Consider the following 18,048-nt stretch of genomic DNA (forward strand, 5'->3'; position numbering starts at 1 on the left):
AGCTATACGTTTTCCGTTACTGGGACACGTTAGGGACTTTAACCCTTAAGAGTTTGCCCATGCTGGGCAAACAAAAAGCCTGCACTAGTTTCCCAGTGCAGGTGAGTGAGCTTGCTTTCAATTATTCTTCAGTTGTTTCTGGTGCTTCAGTCGCATCTGTTGGTTCCAGAGTACTAGTCGCTTCCGTTATTTCAGTCGCTTCCGCTTCTTCAGTTTCTGGTTCAATGACTGCCATGGTCACGACTTTGGCCTCGTCTTCCATTCGCATCAAGCGAACCCCAAGAGTTGCTCGACCCGTCTGAGATACACCATCCACGTTGAAGCGGATGATAACCCCTTTATCAGTGATGACCATGATATCTTCTGTCCCATCCACGGTGGTCAAGCCAGCCAATGGACCATTTTTCGGTGTGATATTGGCGGTCTTAATCCCTTTACCGCCACGACCTTTGATTGGATATTCTGTACCTGCAGTGCGTTTCCCATAGCCGTTTTCGGTGATGACCAAGACTTCTTTATCATCAGTCAGTGGTGCCACCCCGACGACATAATCTTCGTCACGTAAGCGAATCCCGCGGACCCCTGCGGCAGTACGCCCCATGTCCCGCACAGCTGCTTCTTTAAAGGTGACGGAATAACCACCATGAGTCCCGATGATAATCGTAGAATCACCAGCTGTTTCAAGAACACTGACCAATTCATCCCCGTCCTTCAAACCGATTGCAATCAAACCGTTGCTACGGATGTTAGAGAAGGCCTCCACTGAAGTCCGTTTGACGATTCCTAAGCGAGTGGTGAAGAAGAGGTAACGACCAGATTCTGGACCCCCATTAACGGCGATAATCGTTTGGATACTTTCAGCTGAATCAATCCCTAACAAGTTAATGACAGGAATTCCCTTAGCAGCCCGACCGTATTCCGGAATTTCGTAGCCTTTCGCTTTGTATACTTTCCCCATATTGGTAAAGAAGAGGAGCGTATCGTGGGTAGAACAAGACACTAGCGTCTTCACGAAGTCTTCATCGTGAACCCCCATTCCTTGGACCCCACGACCACCACGGCGTTGAGCTCGGAACTCAGAGTTTGAGACCCGTTTGATGTAGCCATTGTTGGTCAATGTGATGACGACTTCATCTTCTTCAATCAAGTCTTCATCTTCCAAACTCAAGACTTCACCGACCAACAGCTCTGTCCGACGATCGTCGCCAAATCGATTGGCTACGTCTTTTAGTTCCGTAATGATGATTTCTCGTACTCGTTCTGGACGAGCCAGGATATCTTTCAAGTCTTCAATCAGTTTCAAGAGTTCTTGGTATTCATTTTCGATCTTATCCCGTTCCAAACCGGTTAGACGACGCAAACGCATGTCCAAAATAGCTTGAGCTTGGCGATCAGAAAGCTTGAAACGCTCCATCATGGTGTTCTTGGCTTCATCGTCCGTCTTAGAACCTCGAATGATGGCGATGATTTCGTCAATATGATCTAAAGCAATCCGTAAGCCTTCCAAAATATGAGCCCGTGCTTCGGCTTTATCTTTATCAAATTGAGTACGACGGGTGACGACTTCTTCTTGGTGTTCCACATAGTTAACCAAGATTTCCTTCAAGCTGAGAATCTTCGGCACACCTTTTTCGATGGCCAACATATTAAAGCCAAAAGAGGATTGCAAAGCAGTCATTTTATATAAGTTATTTAAAATAACAGAGGCGCTAACATCGCGGCGCACATCGATGACAATCCGCATACCTTCCCGGCTAGATTCATCTCGTAAATCGGTGATACCTTCGATTCGTTTGTCCCGGTGAAGCTCCGAAATCCGTTCAATCAGTTTGGCTTTGTTCACCATATAAGGCAATTCCGTAACCAAAATCCGTTCTTTACCGTTAGGCATTTCCGTGATTTCCACTTTTGCCCGAACTGTAATCGAACCTTTCCCAGTTTCATAAGCACGACGGATACCAGATTTCCCCATCACCAAACCACCAGTAGGGAAGTCAGGACCAGGCAAAACTTCCATCAATTCATTGGTAGTGACATCAGGATTTTCCATCAACAATTCGATGGCAGCAGTAACTTCTCGCAAGTTATGAGGAGGGATATTGGTAGCCATCCCCACGGCAATCCCAGTCGTCCCATTCACTAGGAGGTTGGGAAAGCGGGCTGGTAAAACTTCTGGTTCTTTTTCGGTATCGTCATAGTTACTGATAAAATCAACGGTATTTTTATTGATATCCCGTAGCATTTCCATCGCCAGCTTGCTCATCCGGGCTTCGGTATACCGCATCGCTGCGGCCCCGTCACCATCCACAGAACCAAAGTTTCCGTGGCCGTCGACTAGCATGTAACGATAGCTAAAGGTTTGCGCCATCCGAACCATTGATTCGTAAATAGCACTGTCACCATGGGGGTGGTATTTCCCCATGACATCCCCGACGATTCTGGCAGATTTTTTATGGGGTTTATCCGGGGTTACCCCCAATTCGTTCATCCCGTATAAAATACGGCGATGTACAGGTTTCAACCCATCTCGGACATCCGGCAAAGCCCGTGCCACGATAACACTCATGGCATAGTCGATGAAGGAGGTCTTCATTTCACTGGTTAGGTTGACATTTTGGATATTCTCTTGATGATCTTCCACAGTTTATTCTTCCTCCTTAAATGTCCAAATTCTTAACGTAGTGGGCGTTTTCTTCGATAAAGTTACGGCGTGGTTCCACCCGATCCCCCATCAGCATCTCAAAGATTTGATCGGCTTCGATGGCATCATCCACAGAAACCCGCAACATTAGGCGATTTTCCGGATCCATGGTGGTTTCCCATAGTTGATGATCATCCATTTCCCCGAGCCCTTTGTAGCGCTGAATCGTCGCTTTAGGGGTTGCTGGCAAACTAGCAATTGTCGCTGCAAGGCGTTCTTCCGCATCTTTTCCAGGTTGCACATAGGTAATATTTTTCCCTTGTTTGACCCCATACAACGGCGGCTGTGCAATATAAACATAGCCAGCTTCCACGATTGGACGCATGTAACGATAAAACAAGGTCAACAACAAGGTCCGAATATGGGCGCCATCGACATCGGCATCTGTCATGATAACCAATTTGTGATAACGAGCTTTGGACACATCAAAATCAGAACCAAAACCAGTCCCCATAGCGGTAAACAAGGAACGAATTTCTTCGTTAGCCAAAATTTTATCCATGCTGGCTTTTTCTACGTTTAAAATCTTCCCACGGATTGGCAAGATTGCCTGGAATTCTCGGTTTCGGCCTTGTTTAGCTGAACCACCGGCGGAATCTCCTTCGACGATAAAGAGTTCACATTTCTCGGGAACGTTAGAAGAGCAGTCTGCCAATTTCCCTGGCAAGTTACTGATTTCCAGCGCACCTTTACGTCGTGTCATTTCCCGCGCACGTTTAGCAGCCATCCGTGCTTTTGAAGCCACGATACCTTTTTCAATAATTTGACGACCAACTGTCGGATTTTCCATCAAGAACTTCATGAAATGCTCGGAAAACAGGCGATCAACAACCGTCCGGACCTCAGAATTTCCCAGTTTGGTTTTCGTTTGTCCTTCAAACTGCGGATCTGGGTGTTTGATGGAAATGACGGCGGTCAAACCTTCACGAGCATCTTCACCAGAGAGGTTTTCATCGTTTTCTTTCATCAATTTTTGACGGCGGGCATAGTCGTTAATCACCCGTGTCAAAGCCGTTTTAAAGCCTGATTCGTGGGTCCCACCTTCATAAGTATGGATATTATTCGCAAAACTCATAATGTTCGTATGGTAGCTATTGGTGTACTGCATGGAAACTTCTACGGCGATATCTTGCTGTTCATCTTCCAGATAAATCGGTTCCGGAAAAAGAACTTCTTTGCCCTTGTTTAAGTGTTCCACATAGCTCTTAATCCCACCTTCAAAGTGAAATTCTTTGACTACAGGCGTTTCTGGCCGTTTGTCTTCAATGGATATCCGTAAGCCACGATTTAAGAAAGCCAATTCCCGTACCCGCGTAGCCAATTTGTTAAAGTCAAATTCCACCGTCTCCGTAAAGATTTCCGGATCGGGAACAAAGTGAACCGTCGTCCCGTGTTTTTCGGTTTCACCAATGACTTTCAAGTCATCTACGACAGCACCACGACGATATTCTTGATAATAGATTTTTCCTTCTTTGTAAACTTTAACATCTAGACTGGTCGAAAGGGCGTTGACTACCGAAGAACCTACCCCGTGGAGACCACCGGAGACCTTGTATCCGCCACCGCCAAATTTTCCCCCGGCATGGAGCACCGTAAAGACGGTTTCTACTGCAGGCCGGCCAGTTTTGGCTTGAATCCCTATTGGAATCCCTCGACCATCATCCACGACGGTAATACTATTGTCTTTTTCTACAATCACTTCGATCTTCGTCGCAAAACCAGCCAACGCTTCATCGATGGAATTATCCACGATTTCCCAGACTAAGTGATGGAGTCCTTCGCCACTGGTGGAACCGATATACATCCCAGGACGCTTCCGCACCGCTTCCAAGCCTTCTAGCACTTGGATTTGACTGGCATCATATTCTCTGGCTAGCTCCTGTTTATTCCTTTGTTCTTCTGTCATTTAACGAAAAACTCCTTTCAATCCAAGGTTTAATAGTCAACGTCTCTCGCGACTCTAAACCATCTATACATTGCAAACGAGTAGTGGCCCTAAGCGTTGACCACCCTCCTATTTCACGTTTTTATCCGACTCACTGTAAAGGTTCCTTGCCGTCGGGATTGGTAGTCACGGGCTCTCTGCTAATCCTTCCTTGTGAGACATAATAAATCGCCGGTTCAACGGTCATTTTATTTTTGACATGTTCCAAGGTGGTAGTCGTGAGAAAAGTCTGGACCTTATCTTCAATGGTCTCCAACAGGTGTAGTTGTCGTGAATCATCCAGTTCACTCATCACATCATCCAGCAGCAAAATCGGATATTCGCCGGTCTCAGCTTTCATCAGATCGATTTCCGCTAGCTTCACACTAAGGGCCGTGGTTCGCTGTTGTCCTTGAGAGCCATAAGTTTGAACTTCTTTGCCATTGATAGCAAAACTCAAGTCATCACGATGGGGTCCCACCTGGGTACTCATACGGAAGCGCTCCTTATCTCGGGATTGCTTCAACTTTTCCAAAAAGGCCGCTTGAATCGTCGCTACCTCAGCGGTTTCCTCAAAAGGCACCGACGAAACATAGTGTAACGTCAAAGTTTCTTTGTTTTGGCTGATTTTTTGATGGAGGGCATTAGCCCAGTGTTCCAGACGATTGACAAAGCGTTGGCGAGCAAACAAGACTTTCGCCCCAAAGCTCACCAGCTGTTCATCAAGAATCTCTAAGTACACCGGATCGACTTTTTTTTCACCAGCTGTCTGTTTGAGATACTGGTTACGCTGCTTCAACACCCCTTGGTACTGCACCAAATCATAAAGATATATCGGGTCAATCTGGCCAATTTCCATATCCAGAAACTTCCGCCGCACTTGGGGACTACCTTTCACCAAAGATAAATCCTCTGGTGCAAATAAAATCACATTCATCTGCCCCACGTAGCTAGAAAGTTTCTTTTGTTCGATATGATTGACCTTGGTTTTGCGCCCTTTTTTGGTCAAGGTAATCTCCAAAGGTACTTGGTTATTACGCTTTTGCAGGGTGCCTTTTAGATAGGCTTGGTCACTATCAAAGGCGATCAGCTCTTGTTCGTTATTGGTACGATGACTACGAGTCATGGCTAATACGTAGATACTTTCCAAAACATTGGTTTTCCCTTGAGCGTTTTCACCGAGAAAGATGGTGATATTTTTGTCAAAGGTTAAAGACAAATCTTGGTAATTGCGAAAATTTCGCAATTGCAGATCATTCAGCTGCATGATCGCCATCCTTTTTCGCCATAAAAAAAGTACCTTCGTCAGGTAACTCGATCATCATCCCGGGATAGAGCTTACGACCTCGGCGATTTTCCGGTTCGCCATCCACTAACACCGTATTTTCTGCCAAATACCACTTGGCTTGGCCACCACTGGAAATCACACTGACCTCTTTTAGGACTTGCCCGAGAGTCATGTATTCACTGGCATCATCCAAATAAATTTTTTCTTTCATTTTCAGGCCTCGTTTCCAAATATGCTGAAGGAACATAAATGCCTCGGCAAGCAAGAAAGGCTGAACGAACTCATCTTAGTTCGTGAAGCCAAGCAAAGTTAGACTTGATATTACAAAGTTTTATCATATCTTCGTCTATCAAAGAAATAGCCAAGGCGACGCAGGTTTGTCTCCTTGGTTATATAAGCGTATTTCTACCATTGCTAGTCACCAAAGTCCTGCTTTCACCATAAAACAGATACTATGATTATACCTTTTTTTGCAGGGAAAAACAAATTTATCAAGGTATTTTTCCCTCTCAGCAGACTTATGCCATTTCGATAAAATATATCCTTCAAGAAAAAAAGCGCTGAAAAACGATTTTAGGGGCATTTTCGTTAATATTTCTGATTTTCTGCTACTTTCGCTAGTCATTTTCATCTTTCATGAAAATTGTCAGGACAAGAAAAAGAACAACAGTTTTAGTGACTGTGCTAATTACGCCAAAAACAGCCGAAAAACCTGCTGTTTTTCTGATAAATACAAAAACACCAACAGCCAGCTCACCTTCTTCTCCAACCGAAGCTGAGAAGTTTGGGAAAAAAGACTGTTGGTGTTTTTTGCGTTACCTGTTTTTTAGTTGGTCCGGACGGGAGTAATCAACTGAATGAACTCTCCTTGGCCTTCTGTTGGTTCCAAAGTAAATGGCCGGATTGGCGCGATAAACTTGATGGTGATGCTCATATCGCCAAATGCATGCAAAGCGGCCTTCATGTAGTCAGGGTTGAAGGAAATTTCGATGGGTTCACCCGCGACTTTTTCGTAATTCAAGGCTTCTTCAACTTTCCCGATTTCTGGTGAATTCCCATAGAGCATTACTTGTTCTTCTGAAATTGAAAGTCGGACGATATTGTTGCGGCCTTCGTGGCTCAACAAGGAAGCCCGTTCGATAGCTGCCAAAAAGGCTGGAACGCTAAATTCGATTTCGGTATTGAAAGAATTTGGAATCAAGCGATTGGTGTCTGGGTAATTCCCTTCCAACAAGCGAGAATAAAATAGCATATTCCGGGTTTTGAAAAGGACCTGATTTTCCATAATGCTAATTTCAACTTCTTCTTCGTCATCTACCAAAGAACGTGACAACTCAGTCAAACTCTTCCCGGGAATCACGATATTAAAATCACTGGTTTCTCCTTCAATGGGGATAATCCGTTGACTTAATCGATGAGAATCAGTCGCCACCGCCAAAAGTTTTTGATTTTCCAGGACAAAATGCACCCCGGTCAAAATTGGACGGCTTTCATGGGCAGAAACAGCAAACACTGTTTCTGTTACCAATTGTTTCAGCATTTGCACGGAAAGTTGTAGTTGGTTACGGCGTTCGACGATTGGCAGATGCGGATAGTTTTCTGCATCTAAGCCATTGACGATGAAATTCGCTTTCCCGGAAGTAATCGCTACTTGATTGTTTTCCAATACTTCCATGGTAAAGGTTGTTTCTGGTAATTTACGGACAATTTCTGAGAAAAAGCGGGCCTGTAAAACGATCGCTCCGGTGGATTCAATCTGCATTTCGGCTTTTTCATTGTCGCTTTCTAAAAAGGTTTCGATAGAGATGTCGGCATTGGAACCAGTCATGGTTAACCCTTTTTCTTTTAGATCAATCTTGACCCCAGTTAAGATTGGGATGGTTGTTTTTGACGAGATTGCCCGTTGCACAGTGGCTAATTCTTGGATAAAGATTGCCCGATTTAGGGTCACTTTCATGGGGAAAACACTCCTTTTAATGGTAGCCAGCAGTTTATCTAGAAATTACATAAAAACTGACAGGTTACTGATGAATTTGTAACTGTTTATTTTAGCGAGCTTTCACTAAAAAGAACAGTGCTAGGTTTTTGAATTTTGTGATGAGAAGGCAGGTGTCACCCACCTGCTTATTTATTGTTTTTATTTATAGAAAAAAGTAATAGAGATAGTAGGGCCTGTTTATATAGTGGATAACTCAAGCAAAGTAGGATGACAGCAAGGTTTTCCACTGTGGATAAGTTGTGGATAAAAATGCGAGTTTTCTAAAATTTATCCACATCGTATTTTTTACTAGTTTGCTTAGCTGCTGGAACATGTCCAGTGTCTACTGCTAATGCTAGTTAAACAGGATGCTTTTAATCTCAGCTATTTCGTTTTGGATAGTAGCGTCGGTTTCCATCAGCTGATGAATTTTTTCGTGGGCGTGAATGACGGTTGTATGATCTTTCCCGCCAAATTCGGCACCGATTTTGGGTAATGAACTATCGGTCATCTCTCGGGAAAGATACATGGCAATTTGACGAGGGACTACAATGTTTTTCACGCGTTTTTTACCTTTTAAATCTTTGACGGAGATATGGTAGTACTTGGCTACTTCATCTTGAATCTGTTGGATGGAAAGCTGTGCTGAGCCATTATTACTTTTCAGAGCCTTCAGAGATTCGGCGGCTAGACTGGTGGTAATATCCGCATTGTTCATGGTAGCAAACGCCTGTACTCGCACCAAAGCGCCCTCTAGTTCTCGAATGTTAGAATCGATTTGGCCGGCGATGTAGCTTAACGTATCATCAGGAATTTCTAAATGTTCAGCCTCGGCTTTTTTCCGTAAAATCGCAATTCGGGTTTCTAAGTCCGGGGGTGTGATATCCACGGATAAGCCCCAAGCAAAGCGGGAAACCAGACGTTCCGGCAGTGTAGGAATTTCGGCAGGCAAACGATCACTAGTTAAAACGATTTGCTTGTTGTTTTTGTAAAGTTCCTCAAAGGTATAGAAAAATTCATTTTGAGTTTCGACTTTGTTTTCCAAAAACTGGATATCATCGACTAATAATAAGTCCACACTACGATATTCTTTGCGGAAACGATCCATTTCGTTGTTCTTAATAGAAGTAATGAAATCGTTGGTGAAGTTTTCGCTACTGACGTATTTGATTTTGGCTTTAGGATTGTTCACTAATAGTTGGTGACCGATGGCATGCATTAAGTGGGTCTTCCCCAGACCGACACCCCCGTAGAAAAACAGCGGATTGTAAATCGAACCAGGTTCTTCGGCAACCACTAAGGCAGCGGCGTGGGCCATTTGATTGCCTTTACCTATGACAAAGGTGTCAAAAGTGTATTTGGGATTTAAAACAGAGCCGGCAATCTCTTCTTCCACTTGATTAGTATGAGCTTGGTTAGGTTTTGTAGCACTTAAAGGGTCTGCTTCACCTTCTAAAACCAAAATGGGTATGATTTCTCGTTCAAAAAGGCGGTAGCTGTTTTCTAAGAATTTAGTAGCAATGTTGCGTTCCCAGTATTGTTTGTGAATGGCACTGGGTACCCGGATGGTCAGTTCGTCCTTTTCTAAAGCTAAAGGAATGGCTGGCTGCACCCATGTCGTATAACTGGTTTCGCTCAAATCTTGCTGCAAACCTTCCAGCAATTTGGGCCAAACTGTTTCCAGAGTCGACATAGCTGTCCTCCTCATAAGGGTTATTGGCAAAAAAATAATCGATAAAGGCTGACGGTATTGGTTGGCGTTGGGGCTATTTAGGACCTTCTTTATGGAGGATTCCAAGAAAAGGTAAAGCCTACTACCTGTCAAGTTTCGTAGCAAGCACTAAAAGGCAAGGCTCGTTTTCCAAGGGTCAGTCTCTTAATTCTTTTTTAAGCGTACCCCTAATTTATCATGTTCCCGGAAAGTTTTCCACAGATTACTGCTAAAAAAGCAAATAAGAAAAATGGAAGGGTGAGTTTTGCACAGGATAGATAATCTGTTGAAAAGTCAATTCACAGCAGGAAAAAAAGTTATCAACAAGCAAAATAAAATTGTGGAAAATAAATTATTATTTATCAATCATCCACAGACTAGTGGGAAAAAATGATCTTGTTAGAACAAGGATTCTAGCGGTTATACACAAAAATAAAAACGCTTGTGGAAAAGTTTTTCACCCTGTGGGTATTTGTGGAAAAAAGCGCAAAAAACTTGTGAATTTCCAAAAATATACCATAAACTAATTCCCACGAAATCCACAGGAGCTAGCCGGAAAAATGTGGATAACTTTTTTTAAAAAAAGAAAGGTGCCTTTGATGTGATTTCTAAAAATCTGTGGAAAACTAAACATGATCTCAAAAGATAGGAAGCTTTTTTTTAACATAATTTTTAAAACTTCATCAGTAAATAGGCCCTCATACCAAGGCTAGCTAGGTCTGGATTTACGAACGAATTCAACAATCCTAGATAGTTGAACGAAGGAAAGAGTTTGAAGTCCAACTAGCATGTTTGACTTCATATCCGAGGGCTTGAGGAGTTCCTTTGGCTTTTCTTAATAAAAATTGATTGACAAAAGCCTAGCATAGTCGGTATACTATCAAAGTATGTCTGTAGTGATATAGAAGAATGACTCTTTGGAGGTGGACCATAATGAAAAGAACTTATCAACCAAACAAACGTAAACGTCAAAAAGTTCACGGTTTCCGTAAACGCATGAGCACTAAAAACGGACGTCGCGTGTTAGCATCACGTCGTCTGAAAGGACGTAAAGTCTTATCTGCCTAAGCCACTGGACCTCAGTGGTTTTTTTTATGCCAAAAATAGCGATCAATTACAAAATGGGGCCTTTTCCTTCATGGATTTTCTAGGAGGCAGGCTGCTTTCCTGGGACAATGTAGTGGGATAACTAGGTATCATTTTTTTTTTGCGGAAATAGTGTTGGCAGTCCCTTTAGTAAATCTTGAGTTCATCTTTTGTTACCTAAGCTAGCTTAGGAGTTTTTTACATTTTACAGATGAAGTTTGGTAGAGGAATATGGTATGATGGGAAAGTGAGTAAACGATTTTAGAAGAAATGAAGGATCACCATGAGAAAGGCGTATCGCGTTAAAACAGAACAGGATTTTCAAAAGGTTTTCAAACAAGGGGAATCTTGTGCCAATCGGAAGTTTGTGGTCTACCGTTTGGCTAAACCTGGGCAAACTCATTTTCGAGTGGGCTTGTCTGTAGGTAAAAAGGTAGGCAATGCCGTCGAACGCAACCGCGTGAAGCGTCTTTTGCGAGCCAACCTTTTTGATATGAGAGCTGGCATCGATCCGGAAATTGACTTTATTGTGATTGCCCGCCCATCTTTAAGCGGCTGTGAGCACGCTGAAGTCAAAAAAAATCTGGAACACGTCTTGAAACTCGCAAAAATAATCAACTAATTTCATATGTAGAAGGGATTTTGGTCCAGTGAAAAACAAAAAACGCATTCTTTTGCTGGCGGGGATGTTGGCTATGGTCTTCGTTTTATCCGCCTGTGGCAGAGGAGAAGTGACGGCTAATAGCGAGGGCTTTTTCGATCGCTACATCGTCTACAACTTCGCACAAGCCATTAAAGCCCTCTCCTTTGGGAATCCAGGGATTGGGATTATCTTATTCACGTTGATTATCCGGATTGTCTTGTTGCCATTGATGCATTTTCAAACGAAAAGCATGCGCAAGACCCAAGAGATTCAACCGCAATTAAAAGCTTTGCAACAAAAATATTCCTCTCGTGATGCGGAAACAATGCAACGCCTGCGAGACGAACAACAACGGCTTTACGCTGAACATGGTGTGAACCCTTATGCAGGCTGTTTACCAATGTTGGTCCAAATGCCAATCTTGATGGCTTTGTGGCAATCAATCCAACGAACACCGGCATTGACAGAAGGTAAATTCCTTTGGTTGGAACTTGGGAAGCCGGATCCAATCTTTATTTTGCCAGTCCTCGCTGCGTTGTTCACTTTTGCAAGTACCTATCTTTCTAGCATGAGTCAATTGGAATCAAACGCTAGTATGAAGATTATGAACTTCGCCATGCCTTTGATGATTCTTTTAATGGGTATTAATCTGGCCAGTGGGTTATCCTTATACTGGGTGGTTTCCAACGCCTTCCAAGTGGTGCAAACCTTGCTGATCAATAACCCATTCAAAATTCGGGCAGAACGGGAAGAAGCGGCTCGTCTGGAACGAGAAAAACAAAAAGCCTTAGAGAGAGCCTTGAATCCTAAGAAAAAGCGCAACAAAAAACGTTAATCAAACCAATGATCCGCTATCTGCGAGGATGGCGGATCTTTTTGGCTTAAAAGGAGAATGTTGGGAATAGAAAAATCGAGGTGGTTGTCTAAAGATAAGGCAGAATCCTGTGCAAAATGGTATCATAGTATCATACGAAAAATGAGGCAATTGATCTTTGGTAACGAGGATCATGAACTATAAATGTAGGAGGTAGGAAGGATGCCAATTTATGAAGGCCAAACAGTTGCAGAAGCCGTCAATAAAGGTTTATCTGCACTGAGTATTACCAAAGAGGAAGCTGTAGTGGAAGTCATTGAGGAGGCCAAAAAAGGCTTTCTAGGGATGGGAAAGAAAAATGCCCGCGTCTCTGTCGAACCCAGTGTCGCTGAAGAAATCAGCGAAGCAGTGACAGAAACCGTCGCTGAAGTTACTGAAACTGCTCCAGAGCTGGAGCTTGTTGAAGAGGAAGTCATCCCCGCGGAAGAGGTCCAAGTCGAAACAGTTTCTACTGATTTTGTGAAAGTCGCAAGTGCCCAACCCTTAGTCGATTTGGAAGATGAAGAGGCTTTGAAAGAGTTGGCCTTGTATTTGACTAATATCACCAATGAATTGAATGCTCCGGCGCTGGTCAAGATGAAACGGGAAGATGGTTTAATCTTGTTCCAGTTAGATACTCAAAAACAAGGAATTTTGATTGGTAAGCATGGTAAAATGCTCAACGCTTTGCAGTATTTAGCCCAAGTATTCATTCACCGAGTGGCTAAAAATAAGCTATCTGTTGTGGTGAATGTGGGAGATTATCGTCAGAAACGGCAAGCGATTTTGGAACGCCTTGCCGATCGGACAGCAGAAAAAGTCAAACGCACTGGTCGTCCCGTCTTTTTGGAACCAATGCCTGCTTTTGAACGGAAACAAATCCATTTTTCTTTAAGTAAAGATCCTGCAGTTCAAACGCATTCTGAAGGAGACGAACCTTACCGTTATTTAGTAGTGGAACCTGCCAAACGCTATTAAGCAAACTGGGACAAGCCTCGCCAGCTTCTGTTCAATAAAAACGCTAAAAATATGAATAGATCAAGGTTTCCATTGCTTTCGCTGCGTTATTTTCTACAAAAATACATTGACATCCTATAGGAATCCAAGTATATTCTAGTAGAAATCATTCTTATCGAAGAGACGCTAGAGTAGTCGTGACTTTGATAGAAAAGACCCCTGTTGCCAGCCATACAACAGGGGTTTTTATTTATCCAAAAATATAAAAAGCCAACAGTCCTCCTAGTGTGACTTGAGTCAAAGAGACTAGGAGAACTGTTGGCTTTATTGCTAGCTAAAACGACGTCCTATTGGCATACAAAGCTAGTGGGTGTTCGCTTCAGTCAGCATTCATGGTTGAAGCTATTTTTAGAAAAGTATGTGACAAACCAAGTTTTTTGAGAGATTTGGCTTCACGAACTGGCACAGCTTGCGTAGCTAGTTGGCCTAGGCAAAGAGCCTAAAGCTAGCGAGCCTCTTAATTCTTAAGAGCTGAAGAAGTTTGTTCTGCTTTTCTAGGCGAGACACAAGCACTTTTTTCAAAAAGTGCTTGCAGTGGTGAAAATTCTTAGCCGCCGATAGTTGATTGGATGTATTGGACGACGGTGCCGTAAGCAAAAATTTGTAGGTAAGTTTTGCCATCTTGTAAGACATGATCGTGGTCAAAGTGGCAATTGATGACAGCATTGGCGCCATATGCGTAGGCTTTTTGTTGCAGTTCAAGTTTGATGCCTGCTAAGGATTCATTAGGGTCAACACTAGGATCAAAAAGATCGGCTTCGATTTTGGTCGTAGCAAAGACGACATCCCGTACTACGTAACTACGGTTGATATTGCCGGTAGAGATGATGATTTCCTTGATGCGTTTCAAGTCTTCTTTGTCGGTATCATTTTTATCACTAAAAATTCCCATGAGACTACTCCTTTCCCAGCCTTTGAAATCATTGCCGGTTTGTGTGATTGCAGGCTACTGAAGTGTGTCAATGGCTACCTCTAGGCAAACTTGTTCCTTTTAAGGGGCGTTCTTCCAGAGTGTTTTTCGGCCAAAGCCAGTCTCCTTGTGCCTTTTGATTACTCTAATTTTACCGTTAGTGGGATTATTAAGTAAAGGTAAAAACCCTCGCTAGGGAAGAAAGGTGCTCTTGCAGGGTTTTTGAAATTGTGCTAAATTAGGGAAGAATTTAATAGACGACAAGCAGTGAAAGTGCAAAGTCGAACCGTTTAAGGGAAAGTTTTCGAGAAATTGTCGAACTTTTCTTAGAAGCTGTTCGAAAGGGCGCTTTTTTTATTTGAGAAAAAAGCGAGCACAGACCCGTCCATCTGTATCGTTTAAAGAAAAGGGAGTTTGATTATGGCTGAAATTACACAGGAATTTGATACCATTGCAGCGATCTCAACGCCGCCAGGAGAAGGGGCGATTTCGATCGTGCGACTTAGTGGTGACGAGGCGCTAGCAATTGCTGATCGGATGTATCACAGTGGTAGTAAGTGTCTGCTAGAGGTGCCTAGTCATACGATTCATTATGGGCATATTCTGGATCCGGCAACAAACCAGCTGATCGATGAAGTGATGGTAACAGTCCTTAAGGCACCGAAGACGTTTACCCGTGAAGATATCGTGGAAATTAACTGCCACGGTGGGATGGTGGTTACCAATCAAATCTTACAGCTAGCGTTGCGTCAAGGGGCTCGATTAGCTGAACCTGGAGAGTTTACCAAGCGGGCCTTCTTAAATGGTCGTGTGGACTTGTCTCAGGCAGAAGCAGTGATGGATTTGATTCGAGCAAAGACGGACAAGGCGATGAATCTGGCTTTGAACCAATTGGATGGCAATCTTTCCCACTTGATTCGCTCGTTGCGACAAGAAATCTTGGAAACTCTGGCCCAAGTGGAGGTCAATATCGATTATCCAGAGTACGATGATGTCGAAGAACTAACCACGCGTCTCTTACTGGAAAAAGCCCATCAAGTGCAAGGGCAAATCGACCAATTGCTCCTGACAGCCCAACAAGGAAAAATCTTACGTGAAGGGTTAAGCACGGCGATTATTGGTCGACCAAATGTCGGTAAATCCAGTTTATTGAACTATTTGTTGGATGAAGAAAAAGCCATCGTTACTGAAATTGCCGGGACTACTCGCGACGTCATCGAAGAATATGTCAATGTTCGGGGAGTACCGTTGAAATTAATTGATACGGCAGGGATTCGGGATACTGAAGATGTCGTGGAAAAAATCGGAGTCGAGCGGAGTAAGAAAGCCTTAGCTGAGGCGGATTTGATCTTGCTTGTTTTGAATCAAAGTGAGGCTTTGACAGCGGCGGATCGGGAGTTGCTCCGCTTAACTGCTGATGACAAACGTATCATTTTATTGAATAAAACAGACTTGCCAGCCCAACTAAATTTGGATTCAGAGGCTGAACTTTTGGGAGATAGTCCGCTTTTTGCGATCTCTGTTTTGGAAAAAGCTGGCTTAGATCAGTTAGAAAAAGCCATTGCAGACTTGTTCTTTGCTGGTGGAACGGGAGATAAGGATGCCTCCTATGTCTCCAATACCCGGCATATTGCTTTGTTGGAAAAGGCGGGCCAAGCATTAGGCGAAGTAATTGTGGGTATTGAAGCAGGGATGCCGGTGGATCTGGTGCAAATCGATATGACTCGTTGTTGGGATTTCCTCGGAGAAATCGTCGGTGATAGTGTCCAAGACGAATTAATCACCCAACTTTTTAGCCAATTTTGTCTAGGAAAATAAAATAACAAAAAGTGATCTGTTTATTTGTTATTTTATCGAAAAGATTGATGTACCGGGCTTGATACTGGCTTTTCCGGTAGAAAGATGACCAAGTAAGCTGTAAGTAGAAATGATTTGAGGAGCGAAGAAGAGATGGAATTTCAAGGAGATTCATATGATATTGTCGTAGTTGGTGCTGGACATGCAGGTTCTGAAGCGGCATTGGCTAATGCTCGCATGGGGAATAAAACCCTGCTTTTGACCATTAACCTCGATATGGTAGCTTTTATGCCGTGCAACCCGTCTGTCGGGGGACCAGCCAAGGGAGTGGTAGTTCGTGAAATTGATGCCCTCGGTGGTGAGATGGGCAAAAACATCGATAAGACTTATATTCAAATGCGGATGTTAAACACTGGTAAAGGACCAGCAGTACGGGCTTTACGGGCACAAGCGGATAAGAAAGCCTATGCCAATGAAATGAAACGAACAATCGAAAAAGAACCAAATCTGACCTTACGCCAAGGCTTGGTGTCCAAATTAATCGTTGAAGATGGTGTCTGCAAAGGGGTTGTGACCAATACAGGCGCTCGTTATAGTGCCAAGGCGGTCATCATTACAGCTGGAACTGCCTTGCGAGGGGAAATCATCATCGGCGAGTTGAAGTACTCTTCTGGACCTAACAATTCGCAACCTTCTGTCGCTTTGGCAGACAATTTGAAAGAAAATGGTTTGGAGATCGCCCGTTTCAAAACGGGGACGCCACCACGGGTCAAATCTTCCACGATTGACTACAGTGTAACGGAGATTCAACCTGGGGATGAGACCCCTAACCACTTCAGTTACAGCACCCCAGATAGTGCCTACAAAACTGATCAAGAACCTTGTTGGCTGACTTATACGAACTTAGGAACACATCAAATTATCCAAGACAACCTTCATCGAGCGCCGATGTTTACGGGTATCGTGGAAGGTGTCGGGGCGCGGTATTGCCCTTCGATTGAAGATAAAATCGTCCGTTTTGCTGATAAAGAACGCCACCAACTATTTTTGGAACCAGAAGGCTTAAATACCGAAGAAGTTTACGTTCAAGGGTTGTCCACCTCTTTACCAGAAGATGTCCAAGTGGATGTTTTGCGTTCTATTGCTGGCCTTGAAAATGTCGAAATGATGCGAACCGGCTATGCCATCGAGTACGACGTGGTTGTACCTCACCAATTGCGCCCAACCTTGGAAACTAAAAAAATTGCCAACCTCTATACCGCGGGTCAAACCAATGGTACGAGCGGTTATGAAGAAGCTGCTGGGCAAGGATTATTGGCTGGGATCAATGCCGGACTGAAAATTCAAGGCAAAGAACCACTGATTTTGAAACGTAGCGATGGTTATATCGGTGTGATGATTGATGATTTGGTGACAAAAGGCACGCAAGAACCTTATCGTTTGTTGACTAGTCGTGCCGAGTATCGATTGATCTTGCGCCATGACAATGCAGATCTACGGTTGACAGAAATGGGTCATCAAGTTGGCCTAGTGAAAGAAGCTCAATACCAGGCATACCTTGCTAAAAAAGCGGCAGTGGAAGGGGAAATTGCTCGTCTTCATAATATTCGTATTAAACCAACAGCTGAAGTACAAGCTTTCTTAGCTGGAAAAAATGCGGCTCCTTTGAAAGACGGTGTCTTGGCAGCGGATTTCTTGCGGCGTCCTGAAATCAGCTATGAAGAACTGATGCAATTCGTTGAACCAGATGAAACCCTAACTGCTAAAGAAATCGAACAGGTCAGTATCCAAATCAAATATGAAGGGTATATCAAAAAAGCCTTAGAAAAAGTTGAAAAACTTAAACGGATGGAAGCAAAACGAATCCCAGAAAACATCGACTATGAAGCAATAAATGGCCTAGCAACCGAAGCCCGGCAAAAACTAATCAAGATTCAACCGGAAACCATTGCTCAAGCCAGTCGTATCAGTGGGGTTAATCCAGCTGATATCAGCATTTTGATGGTCTATTTGGAACAAGGCCGTATTGCCAAAGTCTCGCAATAAACCAATTAGTAGAAAAAGCTCTCCACTAAGTCGCTCAACCATTTTGATGGGTTGAGCGCTAGCGGGGAGCTTTTTTGGCTTAAGTGAAACAAAT

General features: G+C 43.5%; 13 protein-coding genes. 6 read left to right on the forward strand and 7 right to left on the reverse strand.

The window, feature by feature from the left end:
• Nucleotides 1–121: 121 nt before the first annotated feature.
• From gyrA to dnaA, 6 genes are all read right to left on the reverse strand, one after another.
• A complete protein-coding gene (gyrA, locus tag ACO03U_RS11340; protein ID WP_204687608.1) occupies nt 122–2,641 on the reverse strand; it encodes a DNA gyrase subunit A in 2,520 nt (839 codons plus the stop codon).
• Nucleotides 2,642–2,657: 16 nt separating this feature from the next.
• Nucleotides 2,658–4,607, reverse strand: coding sequence for a DNA topoisomerase (ATP-hydrolyzing) subunit B (gene gyrB, locus ACO03U_RS11345; protein WP_204687606.1), 1,950 nt, complete (start codon nt 4,605–4,607; stop codon nt 2,658–2,660).
• Between the two features lie 130 nt (nt 4,608–4,737).
• Nucleotides 4,738–5,892, reverse strand: a complete 1,155-nt coding sequence (recF, locus tag ACO03U_RS11350; protein ID WP_204687604.1) for a DNA replication/repair protein RecF — start codon at nt 5,890–5,892, stop codon at nt 4,738–4,740.
• Nucleotides 5,879–6,124 carry a S4 domain-containing protein YaaA gene (yaaA, locus tag ACO03U_RS11355; RefSeq protein WP_161869420.1) on the reverse strand — a complete coding sequence of 82 codons (246 nt, stop codon included), beginning with the start codon at nt 6,122–6,124 and terminating at the stop codon, nt 5,879–5,881. The genes recF and yaaA overlap by 14 nt, the downstream gene beginning before the upstream one ends.
• Before the next feature lie 615 nt (nt 6,125–6,739).
• Nucleotides 6,740–7,870 (reverse strand): DNA polymerase III subunit beta, encoded by a 1,131-nt coding sequence (gene dnaN, locus ACO03U_RS11360; RefSeq protein ID WP_204687602.1) that lies wholly within the window; start codon nt 7,868–7,870, stop codon nt 6,740–6,742.
• Between the two features lie 376 nt (nt 7,871–8,246).
• Nucleotides 8,247–9,584: a chromosomal replication initiator protein DnaA gene (dnaA, locus tag ACO03U_RS11365; RefSeq protein WP_161869422.1), complete on the reverse strand. Its 1,338-nt coding sequence runs from the start codon at nt 9,582–9,584 to the stop codon at nt 8,247–8,249.
• 951 nt (nt 9,585–10,535) lie between these two features.
• Between dnaA and rpmH the strand changes: the two genes are divergently transcribed.
• The 4 genes from rpmH to jag all read left to right on the forward strand — a co-directional run bounded on the left by rpmH (nt 10,536) and on the right by jag (nt 13,162).
• Nucleotides 10,536–10,670: a 50S ribosomal protein L34 gene (rpmH, locus tag ACO03U_RS11370; protein WP_010766794.1), complete on the forward strand. Its 135-nt coding sequence runs from the start codon at nt 10,536–10,538 to the stop codon at nt 10,668–10,670.
• Nucleotides 10,671–10,971: 301 nt separating this feature from the next.
• Nucleotides 10,972–11,310 carry a ribonuclease P protein component gene (gene rnpA, locus ACO03U_RS11375; protein ID WP_204687600.1) on the forward strand — a complete coding sequence of 113 codons (339 nt, stop codon included), beginning with the start codon at nt 10,972–10,974 and terminating at the stop codon, nt 11,308–11,310.
• 28 nt (nt 11,311–11,338) lie between these two features.
• On the forward strand, nt 11,339–12,166 hold the full coding sequence (locus ACO03U_RS11380; protein ID WP_204687598.1) for a YidC/Oxa1 family membrane protein insertase: 828 nt from the start codon (nt 11,339–11,341) through the stop codon (nt 12,164–12,166).
• Between the two features lie 201 nt (nt 12,167–12,367).
• Nucleotides 12,368–13,162 (forward strand): RNA-binding cell elongation regulator Jag/EloR, encoded by a 795-nt coding sequence (jag, locus tag ACO03U_RS11385; protein ID WP_161869425.1) that lies wholly within the window; start codon nt 12,368–12,370, stop codon nt 13,160–13,162.
• A gap of 586 nt (nt 13,163–13,748) precedes the next feature.
• On the opposite strand, the gene ACO03U_RS11390 is transcribed toward jag, so the two are convergent.
• Nucleotides 13,749–14,093: a heavy metal-binding domain-containing protein gene (locus ACO03U_RS11390; RefSeq protein ID WP_204687596.1), complete on the reverse strand. Its 345-nt coding sequence runs from the start codon at nt 14,091–14,093 to the stop codon at nt 13,749–13,751.
• Nucleotides 14,094–14,531: 438 nt separating this feature from the next.
• Here ACO03U_RS11390 and mnmE point away from each other — a divergent pair, with 438 nt between their 5' ends.
• A complete protein-coding gene (gene mnmE, locus ACO03U_RS11395) occupies nt 14,532–15,929 on the forward strand; it encodes a tRNA uridine-5-carboxymethylaminomethyl(34) synthesis GTPase MnmE (RefSeq protein ID WP_161869427.1) in 1,398 nt (465 codons plus the stop codon).
• Between the two features lie 132 nt (nt 15,930–16,061).
• Nucleotides 16,062–17,954 (forward strand): tRNA uridine-5-carboxymethylaminomethyl(34) synthesis enzyme MnmG, encoded by a 1,893-nt coding sequence (gene mnmG / locus ACO03U_RS11400; protein ID WP_204687593.1) that lies wholly within the window; start codon nt 16,062–16,064, stop codon nt 17,952–17,954.
• The last annotated feature ends 94 nt before the right edge of the window (nt 17,955–18,048 follow it).

Origin of the sequence: Enterococcus diestrammenae (assembly GCF_049384045.1) — a bacterium.
Classification (GTDB): domain Bacteria; phylum Bacillota; class Bacilli; order Lactobacillales; family Enterococcaceae; genus Enterococcus_C; species Enterococcus_C diestrammenae.